Consider the following 18,865-nt stretch of genomic DNA (forward strand, 5'->3'; position numbering starts at 1 on the left):
CATATTCCTCCTGTCAATTTTGAGACACCAGCCAGTTATAGGTTGCAAACGTCTCCGGGAAGACCGGCTGGTTTTTTTTCATCAGAAATATCATTGTATTTTTCATTGCTTGTATTAGCGCTTCGTTCAGATCCTTTTCTGCCAGGCGCCGCACATCTTCCACCCCCGGAAAATGGCGGCCTGGTTCAATGTAATCCGCCACGTAAATGACTTTGTCTAAAAGGGTCATTCCGGGACGCCCTGACGTGTGATAGCGGATCGCGTCTAATATCTCGGGGTCAGTGATCCCCGCTTCCTTCTCAGCCAGATACGCCCCCGCAGGAGCATGCCACAGCTCGGCATTGTAATCCAAAAGCTCAGCCGGCATTTTTTCCCGCACGATGATCTGCTTCATTTCTTCTTTCGGCCGGAATTTGGCGTAATCATGAAAAATAGCCGCCATTTCCGCTTTTTTCGGATCTGCTCCGAACCGGCCTGCGAGAATAACCGCCGTATCTGTCACGCCGATTGTGTGGATGTAGCGATGCTCGGTCAGCTGTTCTTTGACGCAGGCAAGTGCTTCCTCACGATTCATATAAATCATTCTCCTCTATATACTGCCTCACTTTATCCGGCATTAAGTATTGCGTCGTTTTTTTTGCTTTGAGACGTTCTCTCACCATCGTTGACGATACGTCAAATTCCGGAACGTCAGCAAAAAGCAGCGGATACGGGGTCTCAATATGATACCCCGGGCGCCGCACTCCGATAAATTGAATGAGTGTAAGCAGTTCGTCCAGTTTGTACCATTTCGGCAGATATTCAATCATATCCGCCCCGATAATAAAGAAAAGCTTGTCGTTCGGGTGCCGCTCCTTCAGTAAACGGACAGTATCATAGGTATAAGAAGGACCTTTCCGCTCCATTTCCGCCAGCTCAAGCTTAAAACCGGGATTTGAGCTGATGGCAAGCTTCAGCATCTCAACCCGGTGCCGGCTGTCGGTAAAGTCTTCATTCTGCTTATGCGGGGGAATTTTATTCGGCATAAACCAAATCTCATCGAGCTCCGCCTGATGAAGGACTTCATTAGCCATCAGAAGATGACCGTTATGCGGAGGGTCAAATGTGCCCCCGAATATTCCGATTTTCTTCATGTCAACCACCTTACGGAAGCTCGATTTGTTTATTTTCCTTTGATTCCTTATACAATACGATCGTATTTCCGATCGTCTGCACCAATTGTGAACGGCTGCCTTTCACAAGGGCTTCTGCGACATCGTTTTTATCGTCTTCGCAGTTTTGAAGCACGCTGACTTTAATCAGCTCTCTTGCCTCTAAAGCCTCGGCAATCTGTTTCACCATGTTTTCGTTGACTCCGCCCTTTCCCACTTGAAAAATAGGCGTTAAATGATGCGCTTTTGAACGCAAAAACCGTTTTTGTTTTCCTGTTAACATTGTGTTCCTCCTAGTTTTCCTTCAACAATTGCTCTCATCAGGCCGCTGTCAGGCTCCTGTTCCGTCCACAGCTTGAAGGACAGTGCGGCCTGTTCCACAAACATGCCGACGCCGTCAAGGGTAGTCAAACCTCTTTTTTCGGCTTCTTTTAATAACGCCGTTTGAATCGGGTTGTATACGATATCACAAACGATGGCGCCCGCTTTGGCCCGTTCCAATGAGAGCGGCACGGCATCCGTGTTCGGATACATGCCGACAGATGTTGTATGAATAATGACGTCATATTGCTCAAGCTGATTTTCAGCTTCTTCTAATGTAAGAGCGCGTTTCTGCTGAAAAGAGGGAGCGGCCGCAATCAGACTTTCTGCTTTTTCCGGCGTGCGGTTGCAAACGTCAAACTGTTTCGGCTCTTTGCGGACGATCGTCGTAAAAATCGCTCTTGCCGCCCCTCCCGCTCCTATCATTAGAATGGAGAGCTCTGATATCGGTTTGTCCAAAACTTTGACTAAGGATTTATAAAATCCATCTCCGTCAGTATTATACCCGATGAGCCTGTCTCCCTCTCTTTTGACGGTATTTACAGCCCCGAGTACTTTTGCGCTTTCATGTATTTCATCCAGATGCTCCATGATCGCGACTTTATGCGGGACTGTAACGTTAATTCCGCAGATGCCCAGTGCTTTAATTCCGTTAACGGCGTCCTTGAGGTTGTGAGGTTCCACCTGAAACGCAAAATACTGCCCGTTGATGTTCTTATCTTTCAAAGCCGCGTTATGAATATCGGGTGACATTGAATGCCCGATCGGATTTCCGATTACTCCGTACAATTGTTTCATGCTCCCTCTCCCCTTCTCTCTATATTAATGAACGGCGGACAAATACGTGTACGCCTTTCGGAGCGTATGCCGTTATTTTTTTATCTGACTGCTGCACCGTGACCCATCCGAGACCGGAAAAAACGATATCCGTCTTTCCTTCTTTAATCGTAAACGTGTGAGCCGTAAGCTCCGGAAATTCATCCAAATGATCTTTCCCGGGCGGGGTGAGCAGTTCACCCGCGTGCTTTTCGTATAAGGCGTCAGCATTTTCAAGCTTTGTTCTGTGAATCATCAATTCATTCGGCATATAGCAGACAAACGCCGATTTATCGCCTGAAACATAATCAAACCGGGCAAGCCCGCCGAAGTAAAGCGTTTGTTTCTCATTCAGCTGGAAAGTGCGCGGCTTCAGTTCTTTTTTCGGTGTCAGCACCTTTAAGTCACGCTTGTCGACATAATGCGCCATCTGGTGATGGTTAATGATTCCCGGGGTATCATAAAGCGCGGACCCGTCATCAAGCGGGATTTCAATTGCATCAAGCGTCGTGCCCGGAAATTGAGATGTGGTAATGATATTCTCTTCCCCTGAGACCTCTTTAATAATCCGGTTGATAAATGTTGATTTGCCGACATTCGTACAGCCCACCACATACACATCGCGGCCTTCGCGGTAATGTTCAATGGCGTCAATGACTTCTTTCATCCCTTGCCCGCGTGAAGCGCTGATTAAAAAGACATCAAGAGGTTTTAAGCCGTATTCTTTCGCTTCGCGTTTCATCCATTGAACGAGCCGTTCCCGTTTTACGGATTTCGGAAGGATATCAGCCTTATTACCGACAAGAATGATCGGATTTCCGCCGACAAAGCGGTTCAGTCCGTTTATCCAGCTTCCGTTAAAATCAAAAATATCAACGACTTTGACAATAAGAGAGTCAGTATCGCCGATTGTGTGCAAGATATTTAAAAAGTCATCGTCCGTTAATGAAACATCTTGAATTTCATTGTAGTTTTTCAGTCTGAAGCAGCGCTGACAGATGACATTCTCTTTTGTGAGCGATGCCTTCGGCGCATACCCGAGACCTTGTTTATCCTCGGTCTGGATCGTTACTCCGCAGCCGATGCAAACAACCTTTTCCATTTCTAATCCTCCCACTGAATATGGCCTTTACGTTTCAAAGAACTCAATATTCTCCGTTCAATCCGGCGGTTAAAGCGCGTCATGACCCCGTCAGAGGAAGCGACCGGCACGACGAGGATCGTATGATACCCGTGTCTGTTTCCGCCGAGAACATCAGTAAGCAGCTGATCGCCGATGACCACACAGTCTTCTTTTTTCAGATCCATGCTGCTGACGGCTCTTTTAAAGGCGCGTCCCATCGGTTTTCTTGCCTTATAAATAAACGGTATGCCAAGCGGCTCCGAGAATAATTTCACTCTTCGTTCATTATTATTGGAGACGATCGTGACTTTAATGCCGTGCTCCTTCATTTCTTCAAACCACTCGATTAATCGAGGTGTCGCACTCGGTCTGTCCCACTCCACAAGCGTATTGTCAAGGTCTGTAATAATCCCTTTCACATTGCGCTCCTTGAGCTTTTCCGGTGTGATATGAAATATATTTTTCACAAATTCGTCAGGTAAAAAAAACTTTTTTAACAAAACCCGCACCCTTCCCTTTTTCTTTCTATCATCTATATGTCGAAACCTGTCGGATTTAAAAACAAAGTCGGACTCAGCAAAAAAATTTCGACAAAAATTGGGTTTCTTCACCAGTTGTGGATAAAATTACACACATTATCCACTCTTATTACATCCGGATTTATCCAGATTATAAACAAGATACTAACAAGTTATCCACTTATGAGTGTGGATAACAGAACGATTGTTCTTATTTGTATTTCATGGTAGATTAAAGATAACCTCACCATGATTGAAACGCAACCTTCCATCATATGCTCGCGTCTGATGATTGATTACAACTGTTAAGGAGGTGCCACTCCCATTAATTGGGTCCCCGGCATGAGAAAGCTTTCTGATGAATTACTAATAGAATCTTATTTCAAAGCCAATGAAATGAATTTGAGCCGTGAATTTATCGAGTTAATTGAAAACGAAATCAAAAGAAGATCGCTCGGACACATTATTTCCGTTTCTTCTTAAACAGAAAAATTTTCCGGGCGAATTCCCTTTTTTTACTCAGATGACTGATATTATATCACTTCGGTTATACGCTTTACTACCACTTTCAACAAAAAACACCCCTAACAGAGGTGTTTAAGAGGACGGCTGTTAAATTTTGAACCAATACAGGCCGCCCAGAACGAGAAAAACGACGAGCAGCACAACAAAAAATGCGTACCAGTACCCCGCACTCACCCGAGGAGGCGGGCATACAGGATATGGCGGAGGGAAACCGCGGTTCATAGCAAATCGCCTCCAAAAAGATGTTTTTCTACAGCCTATGATGCACGAGCAAAACGGCTTAGGCAGCTGACGACGTCAGCGTTCCAAAATCCGCCCATTTTTTATGCCTTCAATTAAGATTCTGGCCCCTTTTGGCGTCATGTGATTTCCGGAAGGATCTATCAGTCCGGATTGGATGAGCGCCCGGTCTGTATCTTTGCCGCCGTCCGCGCGTATAAAGTGCTTCCAATTATCCACCAGAGGCACTTTTAACTCTTTTGCAACCTGCCTTGTAATACCGTTATAGGAATTATGCCATTTTCTCGCTCCGCCTTTTTCTTTAAAGGCTGAAGCTTTATATCTTGAATAGTAATAGAGATGATGCGTTCCGTTTCCTTCTATAACTGGGATGCACGTCATTAAAATCGGCTTTATGCGGTGCTTCCGGCTTTCGTTTACAAAATAAGTCAGGTTTTCTTTAAACCGTTTCTTTGATACTCGCGGCTGTTGTCCCGTCAAAATGCCTGCATCATTTGTTCCGAACATGATAAATAAATATTGAGGCTTGCGGTCAAGCACGTCGCTTTGAAATCGCAGGCGCGCATCCTCAGTCGTCTGACCGCCTATTCCCGCATTTATAACCGTAAGACGGCCGCGTTCCGTTGTTTTTAACATGTTTACCCACTGCTGCGCCTTTGGATAATCACGATAATCCCAATTGGAACCGCGCGTATTGCTGTCACCGAAAGCGACAGCGCTTTTCTCTTTGCCCGCGGCGCATCCTGATAACAGACAGGCTATCGTAATAAAAAGAACAGCAAACTTCATTTTTTTCTCCCCCCAAACCTTACATCCTATATGGTACACGTCTCTTTTGCGGCTTTCAACGCGGCGCTCTCTTTACTGGATATGAAAAGGGCCGGCATCCTCTCCGATCAAATCCGAAACCTTAACAAACGTGTAGCCCTGCTTTTTCAGCTGGGGAATAATTTCTTTCAAAGCCTCAACCGTCTGGCGCCGGTTGCCTCCGCCGTCATGCAGAAGAATAATATCTCCATCTCTGGCATGTGAAACAACGTGTCTGACGATTTTTCCTTTTCCGGGCCTTCTCCAGTCCCTCGGATCTTGGTTCCAAGACCACATGATGATATGATAGCCCTCTTTTAAGATGCTTTTGAAAGCCGTATGGTTCAGCGATCCTCCCGGCGGGCGGAATAACTTGTCCCCTTCCGGCTGAAGCGATGTGATATGATGCGCTGAGCTGTGAAGCTCTTTTAAAATGTCTTTGCGTTTCAGACGGTGAAAATAAACATGGTTCATCGTATGGTTGCCGATTTCATGTCCTTCTTCAATAATGCGCTTTGCCGTTATAGGGTAATTGTCTATACGGCTTCCAATACAAAAAAAAGTCGCTTTAACATTGTACTGTTTCAGCACGTCTAACACAGCCTCTGTATAGACAGGGTGGGGGCCGTCATCGAAGGTTAAAGACAGTTTCTTTTTTTCAGACCTTATATCCCAATACACGTTTCCCGTCTTCTCCATGTCACTTCTTTTTAATGATTTTGCATCGGCGGACACGGCAGTGAGACTCGTGAGGACGCATATCATAATGATCAGATGAAAGCATCTCAACGTTTACACCTCCAGTAAACACTACTGTTAACGTGTCCCCTTTTTTAAAAATCATTCTCGCGCAAATAATGTACATCACCCGCTTCTGCTGTAAGAAACAGGTAATGTCGAATTATGACAGCACTGCTGCCAGCTTGTCTTTCGTTTTCGGACCGTAAATCCTGTCAGCCTGCAAGCCGTTCATGATTTGGAACCGCTTTACGGCATTGGCGGTTTTGGGTCGTATATTCCGTCAACTCCATGATTTTCCGTATTTTTATCAGGATAAAAATCAGCGGCGGCAAGGACTCTTTGCACTTGAGTCACCTTTTCGCCCTTTGTATAAGGGGTCGTCAGTTTAATGATTTATTTGCAGAGTCGTCAGAGCCGTTTACGCCTTTAAAAGGCTTCCCAGCTGTTCAGCAGCCTGCCGGGGCAATTTTTTATGGGGAACGGCGCGATCAAGAGGTATATTATGATCTTTCATGAGCTTTTTGCGCGCATCTTCGCGTCTGCGCCCTTGTCCGTGTTGGATGTATGATGGGCGGTAATATAATCCGGGTCCATTGCATATCTCGGCCGGTTGCCGTTTGATCTCGGTATCGGGTCTTTTTTTTATGGATATCATTTTATCCCTCTCCTATTAAACAATGCAAAAGCACGCTTATCGGACACTCTTTTTTAATAGAAGGAGATAGATTTGTACTGTATACTATTTGAAAAGAGGTGAACGTACAGATGATAAAAAAAGGATTCAGTCTTGCCGTTATCATTGCTGTTGTGGTGATCGGTTTTATGCAAAAAGACGTCTGGCTCGGCATGATTCGGGCGGGCGGAATGTACGCCGTGCTCATGAGTATCCTGCTGGTCGCAGCTGACGTATTTTTCCCGATTGTTCCATTCGCCATTATCGCGGCCTTAAACGGAGCGGTTTTCGGGATTGTAAACGGGGTGTGGATTACATTGTCAGGCGCGATGCTCGGGACAATGGCCTTGTTTTTTCTCGTTCGGTACGGATTCAGAGACTGGGCCAGAAAAAAGCTGCGGTCTTACCCGGCCGCGGCCCAATATGAAGATTCATTTCATCAGCACGCATTTACGGCGGTGCTTTTCGGGCGGCTGATTCCGATTATACCGTCGCTTGCCATGAATACCGTATGCGGGCTGAGCAACATACGATGGCCTATCTTTTTTTCCGCATCGGCGCTCGGCAAAATTCCGAACATTGTGATCGTGACAGTCGCAGGCGCTTCATTTACAAGCAACAAACTGCTGTCTTTCGGAATTTACGGAATGTATATGCTCGTGTTAATGGCGGTCATTTATAAAAAGTTTCCCGGCCTTTTAAAAACGACGAAAAAATGAAGCGCGTACCGCCCTCTATACCGGCGGTACGGCTCCTCTCATTCTGAGAACCTTTCCGTTTAATTCTGAACCGAGCACTTTCAGGTTTTGCTTTTTGTAAAATGACAGGGCCGCTTTATTGTCCGGAGAAACTCTAAGATGATATTCCGAAACACCATTCGTTCTGAAAAACTGATTCGCGTATTGATGGAGCTTCGTCCCGTACCCCATTCCCCTCTGCCGCTCAGTAATATAGTAAAGGTGCACATAACCGATTTTTTGATCGCGATAAGGTTTAATGGAGGCTTCAAGCTGTCCGATCGGCTGCCCGTTATGAAAAAGCAGCACAAAACCGTCGGGAAAGCTCTTGATTTGAGATGACAGCCATCTGAGATACTCATCCTTATTAAAATGATCCGCCGTGCCAAAGCTGACGTGAAACGAATCTTCGCGAAATGAAACGGCCGTCTCTTTATGTTTGTTTAAATTGATTCGCTTGAAATCCATCAAGTGTCCTCCTTTTTGCGGCCGCAAGTAAGAATGAGCATAAAACGGCTGCCAACATCAGCATAACGGCTGCGCCTGTGATGACGATATGGCGGACGGAAGAACTGACTGCCGCCGCTCCGAAAACCGCCGTTATCAATATAATGAAGACGGCTTCAACTAATGAATAAAAGCTGCCCACCCTCCCCATAATGTCCACCGGAACATTTTTTTGATAAAACGTCTGAAATCCCGTATTGGCAAATGCCAAGAAAAAAGCCAGAATGAAAAACCCGCAAGCAGCCGTCCAAAAAACGTGAGAAAACGCATAAATCATATATCCCGCCGCTGTGAAAAAAGAGCCCATTCCCATCAATAAAGAAGCCGGCATTTTTTTATTAAAGAACACATTGGCAAGCGCCCCCGCTATAACCCCTGCCCCTGACACACTGACGAGAAAACCGTAATCAGCATCAGTCAGCTGAAGAACCTCTTTTGAAAAAGCGACTTCAAGCGAATCAAGTGCAGACAACATCACGGTCATGACCAGACTGAATAAAAAATAAATGATCATGACGTTTCGCGCCGTTCGGCTGAAGCGATAGACGAGCTTCCAATCTTCTTTGCACACTGCCAAAGAAAGCTTCTGCCTGGGAGAATGTACGTGAGGCTCATTTTCAAGATTCGGCAGCATCATCGTGATGAAACCGGACAGCATTAAAGCAGCCGCATTCACCCAAATCGCAAAAATCGGCGTGCCGACGATAAAAAGCAGCCCGGTCGCAGCCGGCCCGAGGAGAAAAGCCCCTGATTCCGGCAAAGCCCTTAGTGAATTGAATCGTTTTCTCCTTTCAGCCGGGATAAGCATCGTCACATACGCCATGGAACACGGATGAAACATCGCATTAGCCATATGAATCAAAAACACGATACAATAAACGGAAAATAGAGACCCTGCAGTAAACATCAGCGGCAGAACGGCAATGAATCCAGCCCGGATGAAATCAAGCGACATCATCATACTTCGTTTGTTACACCTGTCGATGATGCTGCCCGCCCACCCATTTGTCATCAAAACAGCCGCAGGCCTGATTAAATAAAGAATGGAAACTGCAAAAGCAGACCCTGTTTCTTTTAAGACAATAAGATTAAGAGACAGAAAATAAATCCATTCACCAATATTCGCCACCCCGATTCCGGTTAACAAAAGCACCGGGTGCCGCCAAGACTTCCAGTTTTTCATCTTATCCCTCCCTCAGAAAATAAAAAACGCCCTCAAGACAATGAAGTCTTGAGGACGGGAAACAGCCCGCTATGCCACCTCAATTCGGTTTGGCGCCGGCCTTGCCGGTACAAAGCTTACTCGGTAACAGGAGTATCCGCCGCATCATCCTCGTTTTGCATGATTCCGATGCGAAGCTAAGAGGTTTGTTTCAACACATCCATTCATACTCCTTCCCAGCTCCCGGAGCTCTCTGTCATGAATGATATCTGTCTACTCTTCTCTTCAGCGCTTTTCACGTTATATTCTTTTCGACCTTACTTTTTTTAACAATATATAGGCTCAATCAGAAAAAATCAAGAGGCTGTAAGAAATAAAACTTGCCTTTGATTAATTTCCCTGTACAGACACAAACAGCCTGACTGCCACATACAGTTACATATAGGCTTTTGCCTACATAACTTTGTGGAGGTGAGGATGGTGACAGGTGTTTTTGCAGCGCTCGGGTTTATTGTGAAAGAACTCGTGTTTTTAGTATCATACGTGAAAAATAATGCCTTTCCACAACCGCTCTCAAATAGTGAGGAGAAAAAATACTTAGACCTTATGGCTGAAGGAGATGAACACGCCCGCAATATGCTGATCGAACATAATCTCCGTTTAGTCGCCCATATTGTAAAAAAATTCGAAAACACGGGAGAAGACGCAGAAGATCTGATCTCCATCGGTACAATCGGGCTGATTAAAGGCATCGAAAGCTATTCAGCCGGAAAAGGCACGAAGCTTGCGACATATGCCGCACGATGTATTGAGAATGAGATTTTAATGCATCTGCGCGCCTTGAAAAAAACGAAAAAAGACGTTTCCCTTCATGATCCGATCGGCCAGGATAAAGAAGGGAATGAAATAAGCCTGATCGATGTGCTCAAGTCGGAAAGCGAAGATGTGATTGACACCATTCAGCTCAACATGGAGCTTGAAAAGGTCAAAAAATATATCGACATTTTAGACGACCGCGAAAAAGAAGTGATCGTCGGCCGCTTCGGCCTTGATTTAAAAAAAGAAAAGACGCAGCGCGAGATCGCGAAAGAGCTCGGCATTTCAAGGAGCTATGTATCCCGGATTGAAAAACGCGCGCTGATGAAGATGTTTCATGAGTTTTACCGGGCGGAGAAAGAGAAGCGGAAGAAGTCGAAGGGAAAGTAAGCGAAAAGCCGGATCTGACATTCCGGCTTTTTCTGTTTTATCTTTTTCAACACAAGCAGCAGAATATATGAAAAATCGTTCCTTACATATACTCTATCAACCTGGATCAAAAAGCTGAATATCCCCCTGTTTATTCACTCCACATGCAGCTTAATATCTCATCAATTATATGTTCATTCAGGTATAACGAACGCGGCATGATCAATACAACATAAGATGCATTTCATTTCCCTCTTAGAGTTAATTTATTTAACCGTCACAAATACTCATATATACTTAAGTTATTGAATTATTTCCCTTTAATATCCGCACATTGTTATCAATAAAATATATTTCATTTCACAATCATGATTTGATTATTTTAGAAATTTTGCTGATTCACCTGATACTAAAAGGAACTAAAGTGACAAAAAGTAACTAAAAAAAGAGATATCAACCTTTTTAATTCAAAGTACCCAAATACATTTCCATTATTTTTGTTACAATAAATGCATAAGTTATTTTTCATCCATATTTATTGAAGGAGGACATATAATATGGGCGAGTCGAAAGATTTACAACCTAAAGTAGAAAAAAGTTTCGAGATAATTGGAAAAAAATGGACAGGGTTAATTATTTATGTGCTAATGAGCGGTCCTAAGCGCTTTAGTGAGCTAAGCGAGAGCATGCCTTCCTTAAGCAGAAGGATATTAACGGAACGGATTAAAGAATTAGAAGAACAGGGAATTGTTGTCCGAAATGTAATCCCCGATCGTCCGATACGTTCTGAGTACTCTTTAACTCAAAAAGGAACAGAATTAGGAAAAATATTAGGACCGATTAGTCAATGGGCGGAAAGCTGGGTCAAGGATTGACAGTTCTTTTAGTATCTATGCCAATAAACACAGCGCTGTTTTTCATTATCTAATAAGGAAGGAAGATCTCCATGTCTAATGTTCTCTATATCACAGCACATCCTCTGCCTGAAGATGAATCACTCAGCATGACCGTAGGAAAAGAATTCATTGAAAGCTACAAACAAACACATCCTGAAGATGATGTTGTCCATTTAGATTTATATAAAGCTGATATTCCTTATCTAGACGCAGATGTATTTAATGGTTGGAAAAAACTTCGCTCTCAAGCTTCACTTCAAGATTTATCAGTAGATGAACGGTTAAAAGTCGCCCGTTTAGCTGAATTAGGCGGACAGTTTTTGTTAGCTGATAAATATATTTTTGTAACACCTATGTGGAATTTTTCCGTTCCGGCCATCATGAAGACCTATATTGATGCAATCGCAGTGTCAGGTAAAACCTTCAAGTATACTAAAGAAGGTTCAAAAGGATTACTAAAAGGAAAAAAAGCTCTCCATATACAATCGCGGGGAGACATCTACTCACATGGTCCTGAAATGGAAAGAGAGATGGGAAACCGATACTTAGAAGCGGTTATGGATTTCTTTGGTATCAAATCGTTTGAAAGTATTATTATTGAAGGGCAAATGAAGTTTCCGGAACAAGCTTCTCTAATTAAAGATAAAGCAATGCAGCAAGCCAAAGAGATGGCTAAACAATTTTAATCCAACACATCATAAGGCCTTGAACCTTATCAAGGCCCTTCAATTTTGTTTTATACATCTTCCTATACTGATTCCTCTTTTTCTTTAAACATAAATAGCTGCCGCACACCTCTGACCTGCATGATTTATACGACTGTGCCCTCAATAAACACTTTCCCAGCAGATATTAATGTTTCTGCCACTTGAGTTTCACCTTTCTTTTTATGTTAGTTAACAAACCACTCATACCTATGCGATAAACTAACCTAAGTAACCAATAGTAACTTAGGTTAGTTTTTTTCGTTGCGACTGATTTTTTCTTTTGAAATCAGATTTCTTATAAATGAACCATTTTTATTATTCCAGACCCGAAACATCAAGAAAGGTCTAATTGAAGAACTAATCAGAAAAAAAGAAATGCAAGATGAAATCATTGACTATTTTAGTTACCTAGGTTACTATTAGTAACGTAAAGTGACGAAACAAAACTAGCCACTTTCAATACATCAAGGGTTTGGGAAAGAAGGTTTGCATCAAATGGATATTTTCTTAGCCATTCTTCCTGCAATATTTTGGGGAAGTATCGTCCTCTTCAATGTCAAGTTAGGCGGAGGACCTTATAGTCAAACACTTGGAACAACGATTGGAGCACTGATCTTTTCAGCTGTTATCTATCTCGTTATCCATCCTGTATTGACGCCTTTTATCTTTATTGTAGGAATCGTTTCTGGGTTGTTTTGGGCTGTTGGACAAAGTAATCAGTTAAAAACCATTGAATATATTGGTGTTTCTAAAACGATGCCGATTTCAACAGGTATGCAGCTCGTATCAACAGCTTTGTTTGGGGTGATTGTTTTTCATGAGTGGTCAACAGTCACTACAGTTCTATTGGGAATACTAGCCCTCATTTTTATCGTGATTGGGATTGTGTTAACCTCTCTTGAAAGCAAAAAAAATAAAGAGCAATCTGGGCAATTTAAAAAGGGCATTATCACACTCATCATATCTACGATTGGATATTTAGTATATGTGGTCGTTGCACGTTTGTTTAACGTTGATGGCTGGGTGGCTTTATTCCCTCAAGCTATCGGTATGTTTATCGGCGGACTCATCCTCACTTATAAACATAAGCCTTTTAATAAATACACAATTCGCAACATTATTCCCGGTCTTATATGGGCTGCGGGTAATATGTTCTTATTTATTTCCCAACCTAAGGTAGGGGTAGCGACAAGTTTTTCACTATCACAAATGGGAATCGTCGTTTCAACGCTTGGAGGTATCTTCTTACTAGGCGAAAAGAAAACAAACCGTCAGCTTATTTCGATTTCAATTGGCATTGTGCTCATTATTTTGGGCGGAGTGCTGCTGGGAATAGCAAAAAGTTAAAATACATTAACCTAAACAGTAAGAATATCTATTAAAAAATAATCGTTAGAACCAGGAGGAACTTATCATGTATAAAGATTTAAAAGATAAAGTAGTCGTAATCACAGGCGGAGCTACAGGCCTTGGACGTGCAATGGCTGTTCGCTTCGGTCAAGAACAAGCAAAAGTGGTCATTAACTATCGTAATAATGAAAATGAAGCATTAGAAGCTAAAAAAGAAGTGGAAGAAGCAGGCGGACAAGCTATTATTGTACCTGGTGATGTAACAGTAGAAGGAGATGTCATCAACCTTGTACAAACAGCTGTAAAAGAATTCGGCACATTGAATGTAATGATTAACAATGCTGGTGTTGAAAACCCTGTACCGTCTCATGAACTTTCTTTAGACAATTGGAACAAGGTAATCGACACAAACTTAACAGGAGCATTCCTTGGCAGCCGTGAAGCGATCAAATACTTTGTAGAAAATGATATTAAAGGAAATGTCATTAACATGTCCAGTGTACATGAAATGATTCCTTGGCCGCTATTTGTTCACTATGCAGCTAGTAAAGGCGGTATGAAGCTAATGACAGAAACATTGGCACTTGAATATGCACCAAAAGGAATTCGCGTGAACAATATTGGACCAGGAGCAATGAACACACCAATCAATGCTGAAAAATTTGCAGATCCGGTACAACGTGCAGATGTTGAAAGCATGATTCCAATGGGTTACATCGGTAAACCGGAAGAAGTAGCCTCTGTAGCAGCATTCTTAGCATCTTCTGAAGCAAGTTATGTAACAGGTATTACACTCTTTGCAGATGGCGGTATGACGAAATATCCTTCTTTCCAAGCTGGAAGAGGTTAATAAGAGTAAGGCTTTAGAGAAATAAAAAATAGAAGTCTGCGGACACTGAACTTATAGCACTGGTGCTGTTGGTTTGGTGTCCTTTTTTATATACTTTCAAAGCAGCTGATTATATTGAACAAATAGGTTCATTTTATCCACTTGTGTGTTTTTTTATATTTGGCCAGAAAAAGGGCACTGTTTTCAGTCCGTCCAAGTAAAAAAGGAAGGGTCCTTCCCTTCCTTTAGCCCTAACTTGATCTCCTTCAATTTTAAAACCAACATTTGAAGCTGGATCGCGCTTTATTGACAGAATTTTCACAATACACTTAGTACATTTCTGCTATTATGATAGCAAATAAATAGATGATAAATTTACAGTTCAATCATAAGTTACAGATCGAATTTCATAGCGCCTATCGCTTTTACAATTTTCGGATCTTGGTGCGATCCGAAAAGACTTTCTCCTTTATCAAGGGCGGAAATTTTTTCGATATCCTCTAAGCTCAACTCAAAATCGAAAATGTCAAAGTTTTCTACAATCCGTTCTTTGCGCACCGATTTTGGAATCGTAACGACTTCACGCTGAACAAGCCAACGCAGCACGACCTGGGCGACGGATTTATTGTGTTTTTCCGCAATGGAAGTCAACACTTCGTTGCTGAACATGTTATTGCGTCCTTCAGCGAACGGTGCCCACGACTCGTGTTGTACTCCCTGCTCTTTCATAAAAGCAGCACTTTCTTTTTGCTGATAGAATGGATGTGTTTCGACTTGATTGACGGCTGGCACGACTTCATTATGCATGATGAGATCCATAAGACGGTCGGGATAGAAGTTGCTGACTCCGATTGCTCTGATTTTTCCTTCGCGGTACAGGTCCTCCATCGCACGCCAAGCGCCGTAGTAATCGCCGTATGGTTGGTGAATAAGGTATAAATCAAGATAATCCAGCTGCAGCTTACTCAATGATTTGGAAAAGGCTGTCTTGGCGCTTTCATAGCCGGCATCCTGAATCCAGAGCTTGGTCGTAATGAATAGCTCCTCACGCGGTACGCCGCTCCGCTTAATTGCACGTCCAACCGCTTCCTCGTTTAGGTAACCGGAAGCGGTGTCAATCAGGCGGTAACCGGTCATCAGCGCTTCATATACTGCGTTTTCACATTCTTGAGCATCGGGGACTTGGTACACACCGAAGCCGATAATTGGCATTTTCACTCCATTGTTTAATGTTACGGTTTGCATTGTAATTCCTCCTATTGTTCAAATGTAGAACGACAAACGGCACGCATCCCGAAAATCGGGCACTGCAGAATGAATTCCGCTGCGGCTGGTTTGCGTTATAATAAGCTTATTATCTTCGTGTAACACGAAGGCAAGCACTTTTTTAAAAATGTTTAAAGGAGGATTACACATGCATACAGTCAAAGAAGCAGCGATGATAACCGGACTCACCGAGCATGCGGTGCGCTTCTACACGGATAAAGGCCTGGTGCCGAGCGTACAACGCAATAAAAACAATATTCGTTTGTTCGACGAAGAATCAATCAACTGGCTGTTTGGCGTCAAATGCCTTAGGCAATCCGGGATGCCGATTGAAGACATTAAAACGTACGTGAATCTCTGTCTTGAAGGAGATTCGACCATTCCACAACGGTACACACTCATGATGGAACATAAAGAAGATGCGCTCGCCCAGCTCGAAGAAGCCAAACAGCACATTGCCCATTTGGAACAAAAAACCGCCCTGTATCAGGCCATTATGGAGCACCGCTCTTTTGATACAACCAATCCCGCCAACTGGGAAAAAATACAGCATATGCATAGTGACGTATTTTACTCGCCAGATGCTCGGAAAGTGTGAGAGATACTTATGAGCACATCAATGGCTCTTAAACTCCTAAATTGGGATCCATATTGAGTATGCTAAGTTTGATGACATATTATGAGGGATTAAATTTGTTTATACGGCTATAGAGCTGCAAATCCTTAAATTTTTTCTTACGGTTACTTTCTATTGATAGAAGTCGCATCTGTATGCGACTTCTTGTTCGATGTTGTTTTCAAGTGTGTCATAGGTAATGTTAAACTTCAGCAATTACTTCTTTTGTGCTTAAGTTAACTGTGCTAGTTGATGGAACTGATTTTTGATCCTTAGTCAGCGCAACTTCCTCTTGGGCTGCTCTTAAAATACACTGACCAAAACCGATCTTCTCGATTTTCTGTGTGTCATAATCCATTTGGATAACTCGCGCATCTCTTAAAATCGTTGGCATGTCTTGAACCATTCGGATAAATCATTAATAACTAACTGCTTTTTAGAAAGAATCCCCCACTTGCTCAAAACTGCTTTTCATACAGTCTTAAGAGCCATCGCGTCCCAGTCATTTTTCCATCCAACATCAGACTTACTGAATTTCTTTTTGTGCTTTTCTGCTTGTGACTTTGTCCAGTACACTGTTTTTCGGAAGCCATTTATCAACTCAAAATAAGCTGCATAACCAATTACCGCATCTGATTCTCGTTTTTCAAAATCAATCTCTTTCTCCTCTGTCAGCGGATTCCACTTCTGCAATTCGTCTTCATGAATCGGTATGCAATTGATGGACGTTGCAAAGCAAGCTGTATGTACCCTTTGTATCCAAGCTGGAATTGATCCTTTCCAGGCATAACCCTAAGTTTTTATGTATAGGCAGGTTGAGTGTAGCTGCCACAGGAGCGCTTATCATACATACTAATAAAACCTTGTTAAAACTTTACAAGACAAACTGAATTGACTATAGTCTAATTAGACCAAATATTGATGTAAAGAAGTGAAAAATAAGATGATAAAGTCTTTTTTGATGTTGGGGCAGTCGAATATGGCGGGCCGTGGATTTTTGAATGAAGTAGATCCTATCTATAATGAAAAAATAAAAATGCTGCGCAATGGACAGTGGCAGATGATGACAGAGCCGATTAATTGCGACCGCCCGGTTTCCGGCGTTGGCCTGGCGGCATCTTTTGCAGATGCATGGTCGAAAGCTCATCCCGATGAAGAAATTGGCTTAATCCCTTGTGCGGAAGGTGGCAGTTCATTGAATGACTGGCATCCGGAAGGCATCCTTTTTCAGCATGCTTTGTCCGAAGCCCGCTTCGCCCTCCGATCCAGTCAAATTTGCGGAATCCTTTGGCACCAAGGTGAGAGTGACAGTTATCGTTCGCTGCATGAAACTTATTACGAGAAATTAACCCTTATCATCGAGACGCTAAGAAGCGAGTTGAAACTTGATGAGGTACCGTTGATGATTGGAGGGCTTGGTGACTTTCTTGGGAAGACCGGTTTTGGACAGCACGCGATTGAATTTCGACAGGTTAATGAACAATTGCTGCGTTTCGCTAATGAACAACCGAATTGTTATTTTGTTACTGCAACGGGTTTGACTGCGAATCCTGATGGCATTCATTTAGACGCAGCTTCACAACGCAAATTCGGTTACCGCTATTTCGAGGCTTTTTCGAAAAAGTGCCATATCCTGAAACCTATTTCGGGAGAGGAGCAATCACTGAAAGTGAATAGTGACTATTCTAAAACAGAACAGATTTACCTTCATAGTATGGATTTGGCATCGGGCAAAATCACGTACGCGGAATTTGAGGCGCGGATGGCGAAGGTGATGAAACCATAATTCCCTTACTTATCCTTGGCCTGCTCATCCAAAACCCCGGCGCTCATGGCTATGAACTTCTGGCCTTAATGGAAAAACGTCATTACAAATACATTGTTAACTTCACGAAAGGTTCATTTTATTACAATCTGCAGCAACTTGAAGAAAAGTGTTTTATCGAACAGATTCATCAGAAACCCTCAACCAGCGGGCGTGAAATCCGTAACTTTAACGTCACAGAATCGGGAAGGGCAGAATTCGAGAAATTAATGATCAAATACGGCACCAAATCGGAATATGTGAACCTGCAATTTTATGGGGCGTTACTCTTTGCCGATGAATTCGACAAAAATAAATTACTGGATCTGATCCAATCACAAATCAATCAGACTAAAACTCGAATCGAGCTCCTTGATGAATACCTGTCCATCACTCAAGAAATTCCCGGCACAATCAATTACTTTCGCCGTATGAACGAAAATTCCCGTTCACATCACTTGGTTAATTTAGAATGGTTCGAAAAATTGAAAGCAGAAATAGAATGAACGATTGCATAATAAAAAAATGCACTGTTAAATATATAAGAAGATGAGTTACCTACATATAAAACCTGTGTCGCAGATATCTCGTAACATCATTGACACAGGTTTTATACTCCTTCTTTAATTAAACCAGTAATAGGGTTGTCAACACTTGCCCCCCCAACAAGAGCAAGTGAATCTGCTGCGTGTTCTTCTTTTTCAATCCTTCGTATTAATAGCCACTTTTTACACCATTTAGCATTCTGATTTTTCTCCTTCTTCCGCTAAACAGATGCTTCACTTGCGAAAAGCCGGATCTGACATCCCGGCTTTTTCTTATTTTCTTTTTAATATAAAACAATGATAATTTTCTTTCATCTTATGAAACCCAATCAGTTATGAGGTGTTT

The 18,865-nt window shown here is 42.8% G+C and carries 21 protein-coding genes, 3 pseudogenes and 1 other annotated feature; of the genes and pseudogenes, 10 read left to right on the forward strand and 14 right to left on the reverse strand.

The annotated features are described in order from the left end of the window. Positions 1-13 precede the first annotated feature (13 nt). The 6 genes from yqeK to AD710_RS00970 are packed head-to-tail and all read right to left on the reverse strand — an operon-like array spanning position 14 to position 3,911. Complete coding sequence (gene yqeK / locus AD710_RS00945) at positions 14-574, reverse strand: bis(5'-nucleosyl)-tetraphosphatase (symmetrical) YqeK (RefSeq protein WP_049627053.1); 561 nt, start codon at positions 572-574, stop codon at positions 14-16. Further along, complete coding sequence (locus AD710_RS00950) at positions 564-1,133, reverse strand: nicotinate-nucleotide adenylyltransferase (protein ID WP_045926759.1); 570 nt, start codon at positions 1,131-1,133, stop codon at positions 564-566. Before AD710_RS00950 ends, yqeK begins: the two co-directional genes overlap by 11 nt. 10 nt (positions 1,134-1,143) lie before the next feature. Beyond that, complete coding sequence (gene yhbY, locus AD710_RS00955; protein WP_003152858.1) at positions 1,144-1,434, reverse strand: ribosome assembly RNA-binding protein YhbY; 291 nt, start codon at positions 1,432-1,434, stop codon at positions 1,144-1,146. Further along, positions 1,428-2,270 carry a shikimate dehydrogenase gene (gene aroE / locus AD710_RS00960; RefSeq protein ID WP_049627054.1) on the reverse strand — a complete coding sequence of 281 codons (843 nt, stop codon included), beginning with the start codon at positions 2,268-2,270 and terminating at the stop codon, positions 1,428-1,430. Before aroE ends, yhbY begins: the two co-directional genes overlap by 7 nt. Before the next feature lie 19 nt (positions 2,271-2,289). Then, positions 2,290-3,390: a ribosome biogenesis GTPase YqeH gene (gene yqeH, locus AD710_RS00965; RefSeq protein ID WP_049627055.1), complete on the reverse strand. Its 1,101-nt coding sequence runs from the start codon at positions 3,388-3,390 to the stop codon at positions 2,290-2,292. Positions 3,391-3,392: 2 nt separating this feature from the next. Beyond that, complete coding sequence (locus tag AD710_RS00970; protein ID WP_014470710.1) at positions 3,393-3,911, reverse strand: YqeG family HAD IIIA-type phosphatase; 519 nt, start codon at positions 3,909-3,911, stop codon at positions 3,393-3,395. Between the two features lie 360 nt (positions 3,912-4,271). Between AD710_RS00970 and AD710_RS00975 the strand changes: the two genes are divergently transcribed. Continuing rightward, positions 4,272-4,412 carry a sporulation histidine kinase inhibitor Sda gene (locus AD710_RS00975; protein WP_003152850.1) on the forward strand — a complete coding sequence of 47 codons (141 nt, stop codon included), beginning with the start codon at positions 4,272-4,274 and terminating at the stop codon, positions 4,410-4,412. A 339-nt stretch (positions 4,413-4,751) separates the two neighbouring features. Here the strand turns inward: AD710_RS00975 and AD710_RS00980 are convergent, their stop codons facing one another. The 3 genes and pseudogenes from AD710_RS00980 to AD710_RS20155 form a co-directional block, all read right to left on the reverse strand. Further along, entirely contained in the window at positions 4,752-5,483 is a 732-nt protein-coding gene (locus tag AD710_RS00980) for an SGNH/GDSL hydrolase family protein (RefSeq protein ID WP_049627056.1), read from the reverse strand. A gap of 72 nt (positions 5,484-5,555) precedes the next feature. Continuing rightward, positions 5,556-6,290 (reverse strand): polysaccharide deacetylase family protein, encoded by a 735-nt coding sequence (locus AD710_RS00985; RefSeq protein WP_049627057.1) that lies wholly within the window; start codon positions 6,288-6,290, stop codon positions 5,556-5,558. Between the two features lie 112 nt (positions 6,291-6,402). Beyond that, positions 6,403-6,635 (reverse strand): annotated as a pseudogene (locus AD710_RS20155) (peptidoglycan-binding domain-containing protein); the annotation flags it as partial. A gap of 372 nt (positions 6,636-7,007) precedes the next feature. Between AD710_RS20155 and AD710_RS00995 the strand changes: the two are divergent. Continuing rightward, entirely contained in the window at positions 7,008-7,634 is a 627-nt protein-coding gene (locus tag AD710_RS00995; RefSeq protein WP_049627059.1) for a TVP38/TMEM64 family protein, read from the forward strand. 15 nt (positions 7,635-7,649) lie between these two features. Here AD710_RS00995 and AD710_RS01000 read toward each other — a convergent pair whose 3' ends face one another. Beyond that, entirely contained in the window at positions 7,650-8,120 is a 471-nt protein-coding gene (locus AD710_RS01000) for a GNAT family N-acetyltransferase (RefSeq protein WP_049627060.1), read from the reverse strand. Then, positions 8,086-9,342 carry an MFS transporter gene (locus tag AD710_RS01005; protein ID WP_049627061.1) on the reverse strand — a complete coding sequence of 419 codons (1,257 nt, stop codon included), beginning with the start codon at positions 9,340-9,342 and terminating at the stop codon, positions 8,086-8,088. Before AD710_RS01005 ends, AD710_RS01000 begins: the two co-directional genes overlap by 35 nt. A gap of 47 nt (positions 9,343-9,389) precedes the next feature. Next, positions 9,390-9,619: a binding site (T-box leader), on the reverse strand. Between the two features lie 179 nt (positions 9,620-9,798). On the opposite strand from AD710_RS01005, the gene sigK reads away from it, so the two are divergent. The 5 genes from sigK (at position 9,799) to gdh (ending at position 14,309) form a co-directional block, all read left to right on the forward strand. Then, the gene (sigK, locus tag AD710_RS01010; protein WP_016938880.1) at positions 9,799-10,527 is read left to right on the forward strand and encodes an RNA polymerase sporulation sigma factor SigK; all 729 of its coding nucleotides are present in this window, start codon (positions 9,799-9,801) and stop codon (positions 10,525-10,527) included. 536 nt (positions 10,528-11,063) lie between these two features. Further along, the gene (locus AD710_RS01015; RefSeq protein WP_016938879.1) at positions 11,064-11,381 is read left to right on the forward strand and encodes a winged helix-turn-helix transcriptional regulator; all 318 of its coding nucleotides are present in this window, start codon (positions 11,064-11,066) and stop codon (positions 11,379-11,381) included. A gap of 71 nt (positions 11,382-11,452) precedes the next feature. Beyond that, positions 11,453-12,088 carry an FMN-dependent NADH-azoreductase gene (locus tag AD710_RS01020; protein WP_049627062.1) on the forward strand — a complete coding sequence of 212 codons (636 nt, stop codon included), beginning with the start codon at positions 11,453-11,455 and terminating at the stop codon, positions 12,086-12,088. Between the two features lie 516 nt (positions 12,089-12,604). Further along, positions 12,605-13,456 carry a RhaT/GlcU family sugar-proton symporter gene (locus AD710_RS01025; RefSeq protein WP_049627063.1) on the forward strand — a complete coding sequence of 284 codons (852 nt, stop codon included), beginning with the start codon at positions 12,605-12,607 and terminating at the stop codon, positions 13,454-13,456. Positions 13,457-13,523: 67 nt separating this feature from the next. After that, positions 13,524-14,309: a glucose 1-dehydrogenase gene (gdh, locus tag AD710_RS01030; protein WP_016938876.1), complete on the forward strand. Its 786-nt coding sequence runs from the start codon at positions 13,524-13,526 to the stop codon at positions 14,307-14,309. Positions 14,310-14,681: 372 nt separating this feature from the next. On the opposite strand, the gene AD710_RS01035 is transcribed toward gdh, so the two are convergent. Beyond that, positions 14,682-15,533, reverse strand: coding sequence for an aldo/keto reductase (locus tag AD710_RS01035; RefSeq protein ID WP_049627064.1), 852 nt, complete (start codon positions 15,531-15,533; stop codon positions 14,682-14,684). 169 nt (positions 15,534-15,702) lie between these two features. Here AD710_RS01035 and AD710_RS01040 point away from each other — a divergent pair, with 169 nt between their 5' ends. Then, complete coding sequence (locus AD710_RS01040; RefSeq protein WP_049627065.1) at positions 15,703-16,152, forward strand: MerR family transcriptional regulator; 450 nt, start codon at positions 15,703-15,705, stop codon at positions 16,150-16,152. Between the two features lie 180 nt (positions 16,153-16,332). Here the strand turns inward: AD710_RS01040 and AD710_RS01045 are convergent. Then, positions 16,333-16,585 (reverse strand): annotated as a pseudogene (locus AD710_RS01045) (phage major capsid protein); the annotation flags it as partial. A gap of 59 nt (positions 16,586-16,644) precedes the next feature. Beyond that, positions 16,645-17,011: pseudogene (locus AD710_RS01050) on the reverse strand (recombinase RecT); the annotation flags it as partial. A 102-nt stretch (positions 17,012-17,113) separates the two neighbouring features. Here AD710_RS01050 and AD710_RS01055 point away from each other — a divergent pair. Further along, positions 17,114-17,956, forward strand: coding sequence for a sialate O-acetylesterase (locus AD710_RS01055; protein ID WP_049627067.1), 843 nt, complete (start codon positions 17,114-17,116; stop codon positions 17,954-17,956). Further along, on the forward strand, positions 17,953-18,480 hold the full coding sequence (locus tag AD710_RS01060) for a PadR family transcriptional regulator (protein WP_049627068.1): 528 nt from the start codon (positions 17,953-17,955) through the stop codon (positions 18,478-18,480). Before AD710_RS01055 ends, AD710_RS01060 begins: the two co-directional genes overlap by 4 nt. Positions 18,481-18,865: the final 385 nt, after the last annotated feature.

This window comes from Bacillus sp. JFL15, from assembly GCF_001184225.1.
GTDB classification, from domain to species: domain Bacteria; phylum Bacillota; class Bacilli; order Bacillales; family Bacillaceae; genus Bacillus; species Bacillus siamensis.

What these genes read in the sequence shown, in the direction of transcription:
- yqeK (WP_049627053.1), bottom strand. Translation starts at nt 574, where the DNA reads ATGAATCGTGAGGAAGCACTTGCCTGCGTCAAAGAACAGCTGACCGAG.
- AD710_RS00950 (WP_045926759.1), bottom strand. Translation starts at nt 1,133, where the DNA reads ATGAAGAAAATCGGAATATTCGGGGGCACATTTGACCCTCCGCATAAC.
- yhbY (WP_003152858.1), bottom strand. Translation starts at nt 1,434, where the DNA reads ATGTTAACAGGAAAACAAAAACGGTTTTTGCGTTCAAAAGCGCATCAT.
- aroE (WP_049627054.1), bottom strand. Translation starts at nt 2,270, where the DNA reads ATGAAACAATTGTACGGAGTAATCGGAAATCCGATCGGGCATTCAATG.
- yqeH (WP_049627055.1), bottom strand. Translation starts at nt 3,390, where the DNA reads ATGGAAAAGGTTGTTTGCATCGGCTGCGGAGTAACGATCCAGACCGAG.
- AD710_RS00975 (WP_003152850.1), top strand. Translation starts at nt 4,272, where the DNA reads ATGAGAAAGCTTTCTGATGAATTACTAATAGAATCTTATTTCAAAGCC.
- AD710_RS00980 (WP_049627056.1), bottom strand. Translation starts at nt 5,483, where the DNA reads ATGAAGTTTGCTGTTCTTTTTATTACGATAGCCTGTCTGTTATCAGGA.
- AD710_RS00995 (WP_049627059.1), top strand. Translation starts at nt 7,008, where the DNA reads ATGATAAAAAAAGGATTCAGTCTTGCCGTTATCATTGCTGTTGTGGTG.
- AD710_RS01000 (WP_049627060.1), bottom strand. Translation starts at nt 8,120, where the DNA reads ATGGATTTCAAGCGAATCAATTTAAACAAACATAAAGAGACGGCCGTT.
- AD710_RS01005 (WP_049627061.1), bottom strand. Translation starts at nt 9,342, where the DNA reads ATGAAAAACTGGAAGTCTTGGCGGCACCCGGTGCTTTTGTTAACCGGA.
- sigK (WP_016938880.1), top strand. Translation starts at nt 9,799, where the DNA reads ATGGTGACAGGTGTTTTTGCAGCGCTCGGGTTTATTGTGAAAGAACTC.
- AD710_RS01015 (WP_016938879.1), top strand. Translation starts at nt 11,064, where the DNA reads ATGGGCGAGTCGAAAGATTTACAACCTAAAGTAGAAAAAAGTTTCGAG.
- AD710_RS01020 (WP_049627062.1), top strand. Translation starts at nt 11,453, where the DNA reads ATGTCTAATGTTCTCTATATCACAGCACATCCTCTGCCTGAAGATGAA.
- AD710_RS01025 (WP_049627063.1), top strand. Translation starts at nt 12,605, where the DNA reads ATGGATATTTTCTTAGCCATTCTTCCTGCAATATTTTGGGGAAGTATC.
- gdh (WP_016938876.1), top strand. Translation starts at nt 13,524, where the DNA reads ATGTATAAAGATTTAAAAGATAAAGTAGTCGTAATCACAGGCGGAGCT.
- AD710_RS01035 (WP_049627064.1), bottom strand. Translation starts at nt 15,533, where the DNA reads ATGCAAACCGTAACATTAAACAATGGAGTGAAAATGCCAATTATCGGC.
- AD710_RS01040 (WP_049627065.1), top strand. Translation starts at nt 15,703, where the DNA reads ATGCATACAGTCAAAGAAGCAGCGATGATAACCGGACTCACCGAGCAT.
- AD710_RS01055 (WP_049627067.1), top strand. Translation starts at nt 17,114, where the DNA reads ATGATAAAGTCTTTTTTGATGTTGGGGCAGTCGAATATGGCGGGCCGT.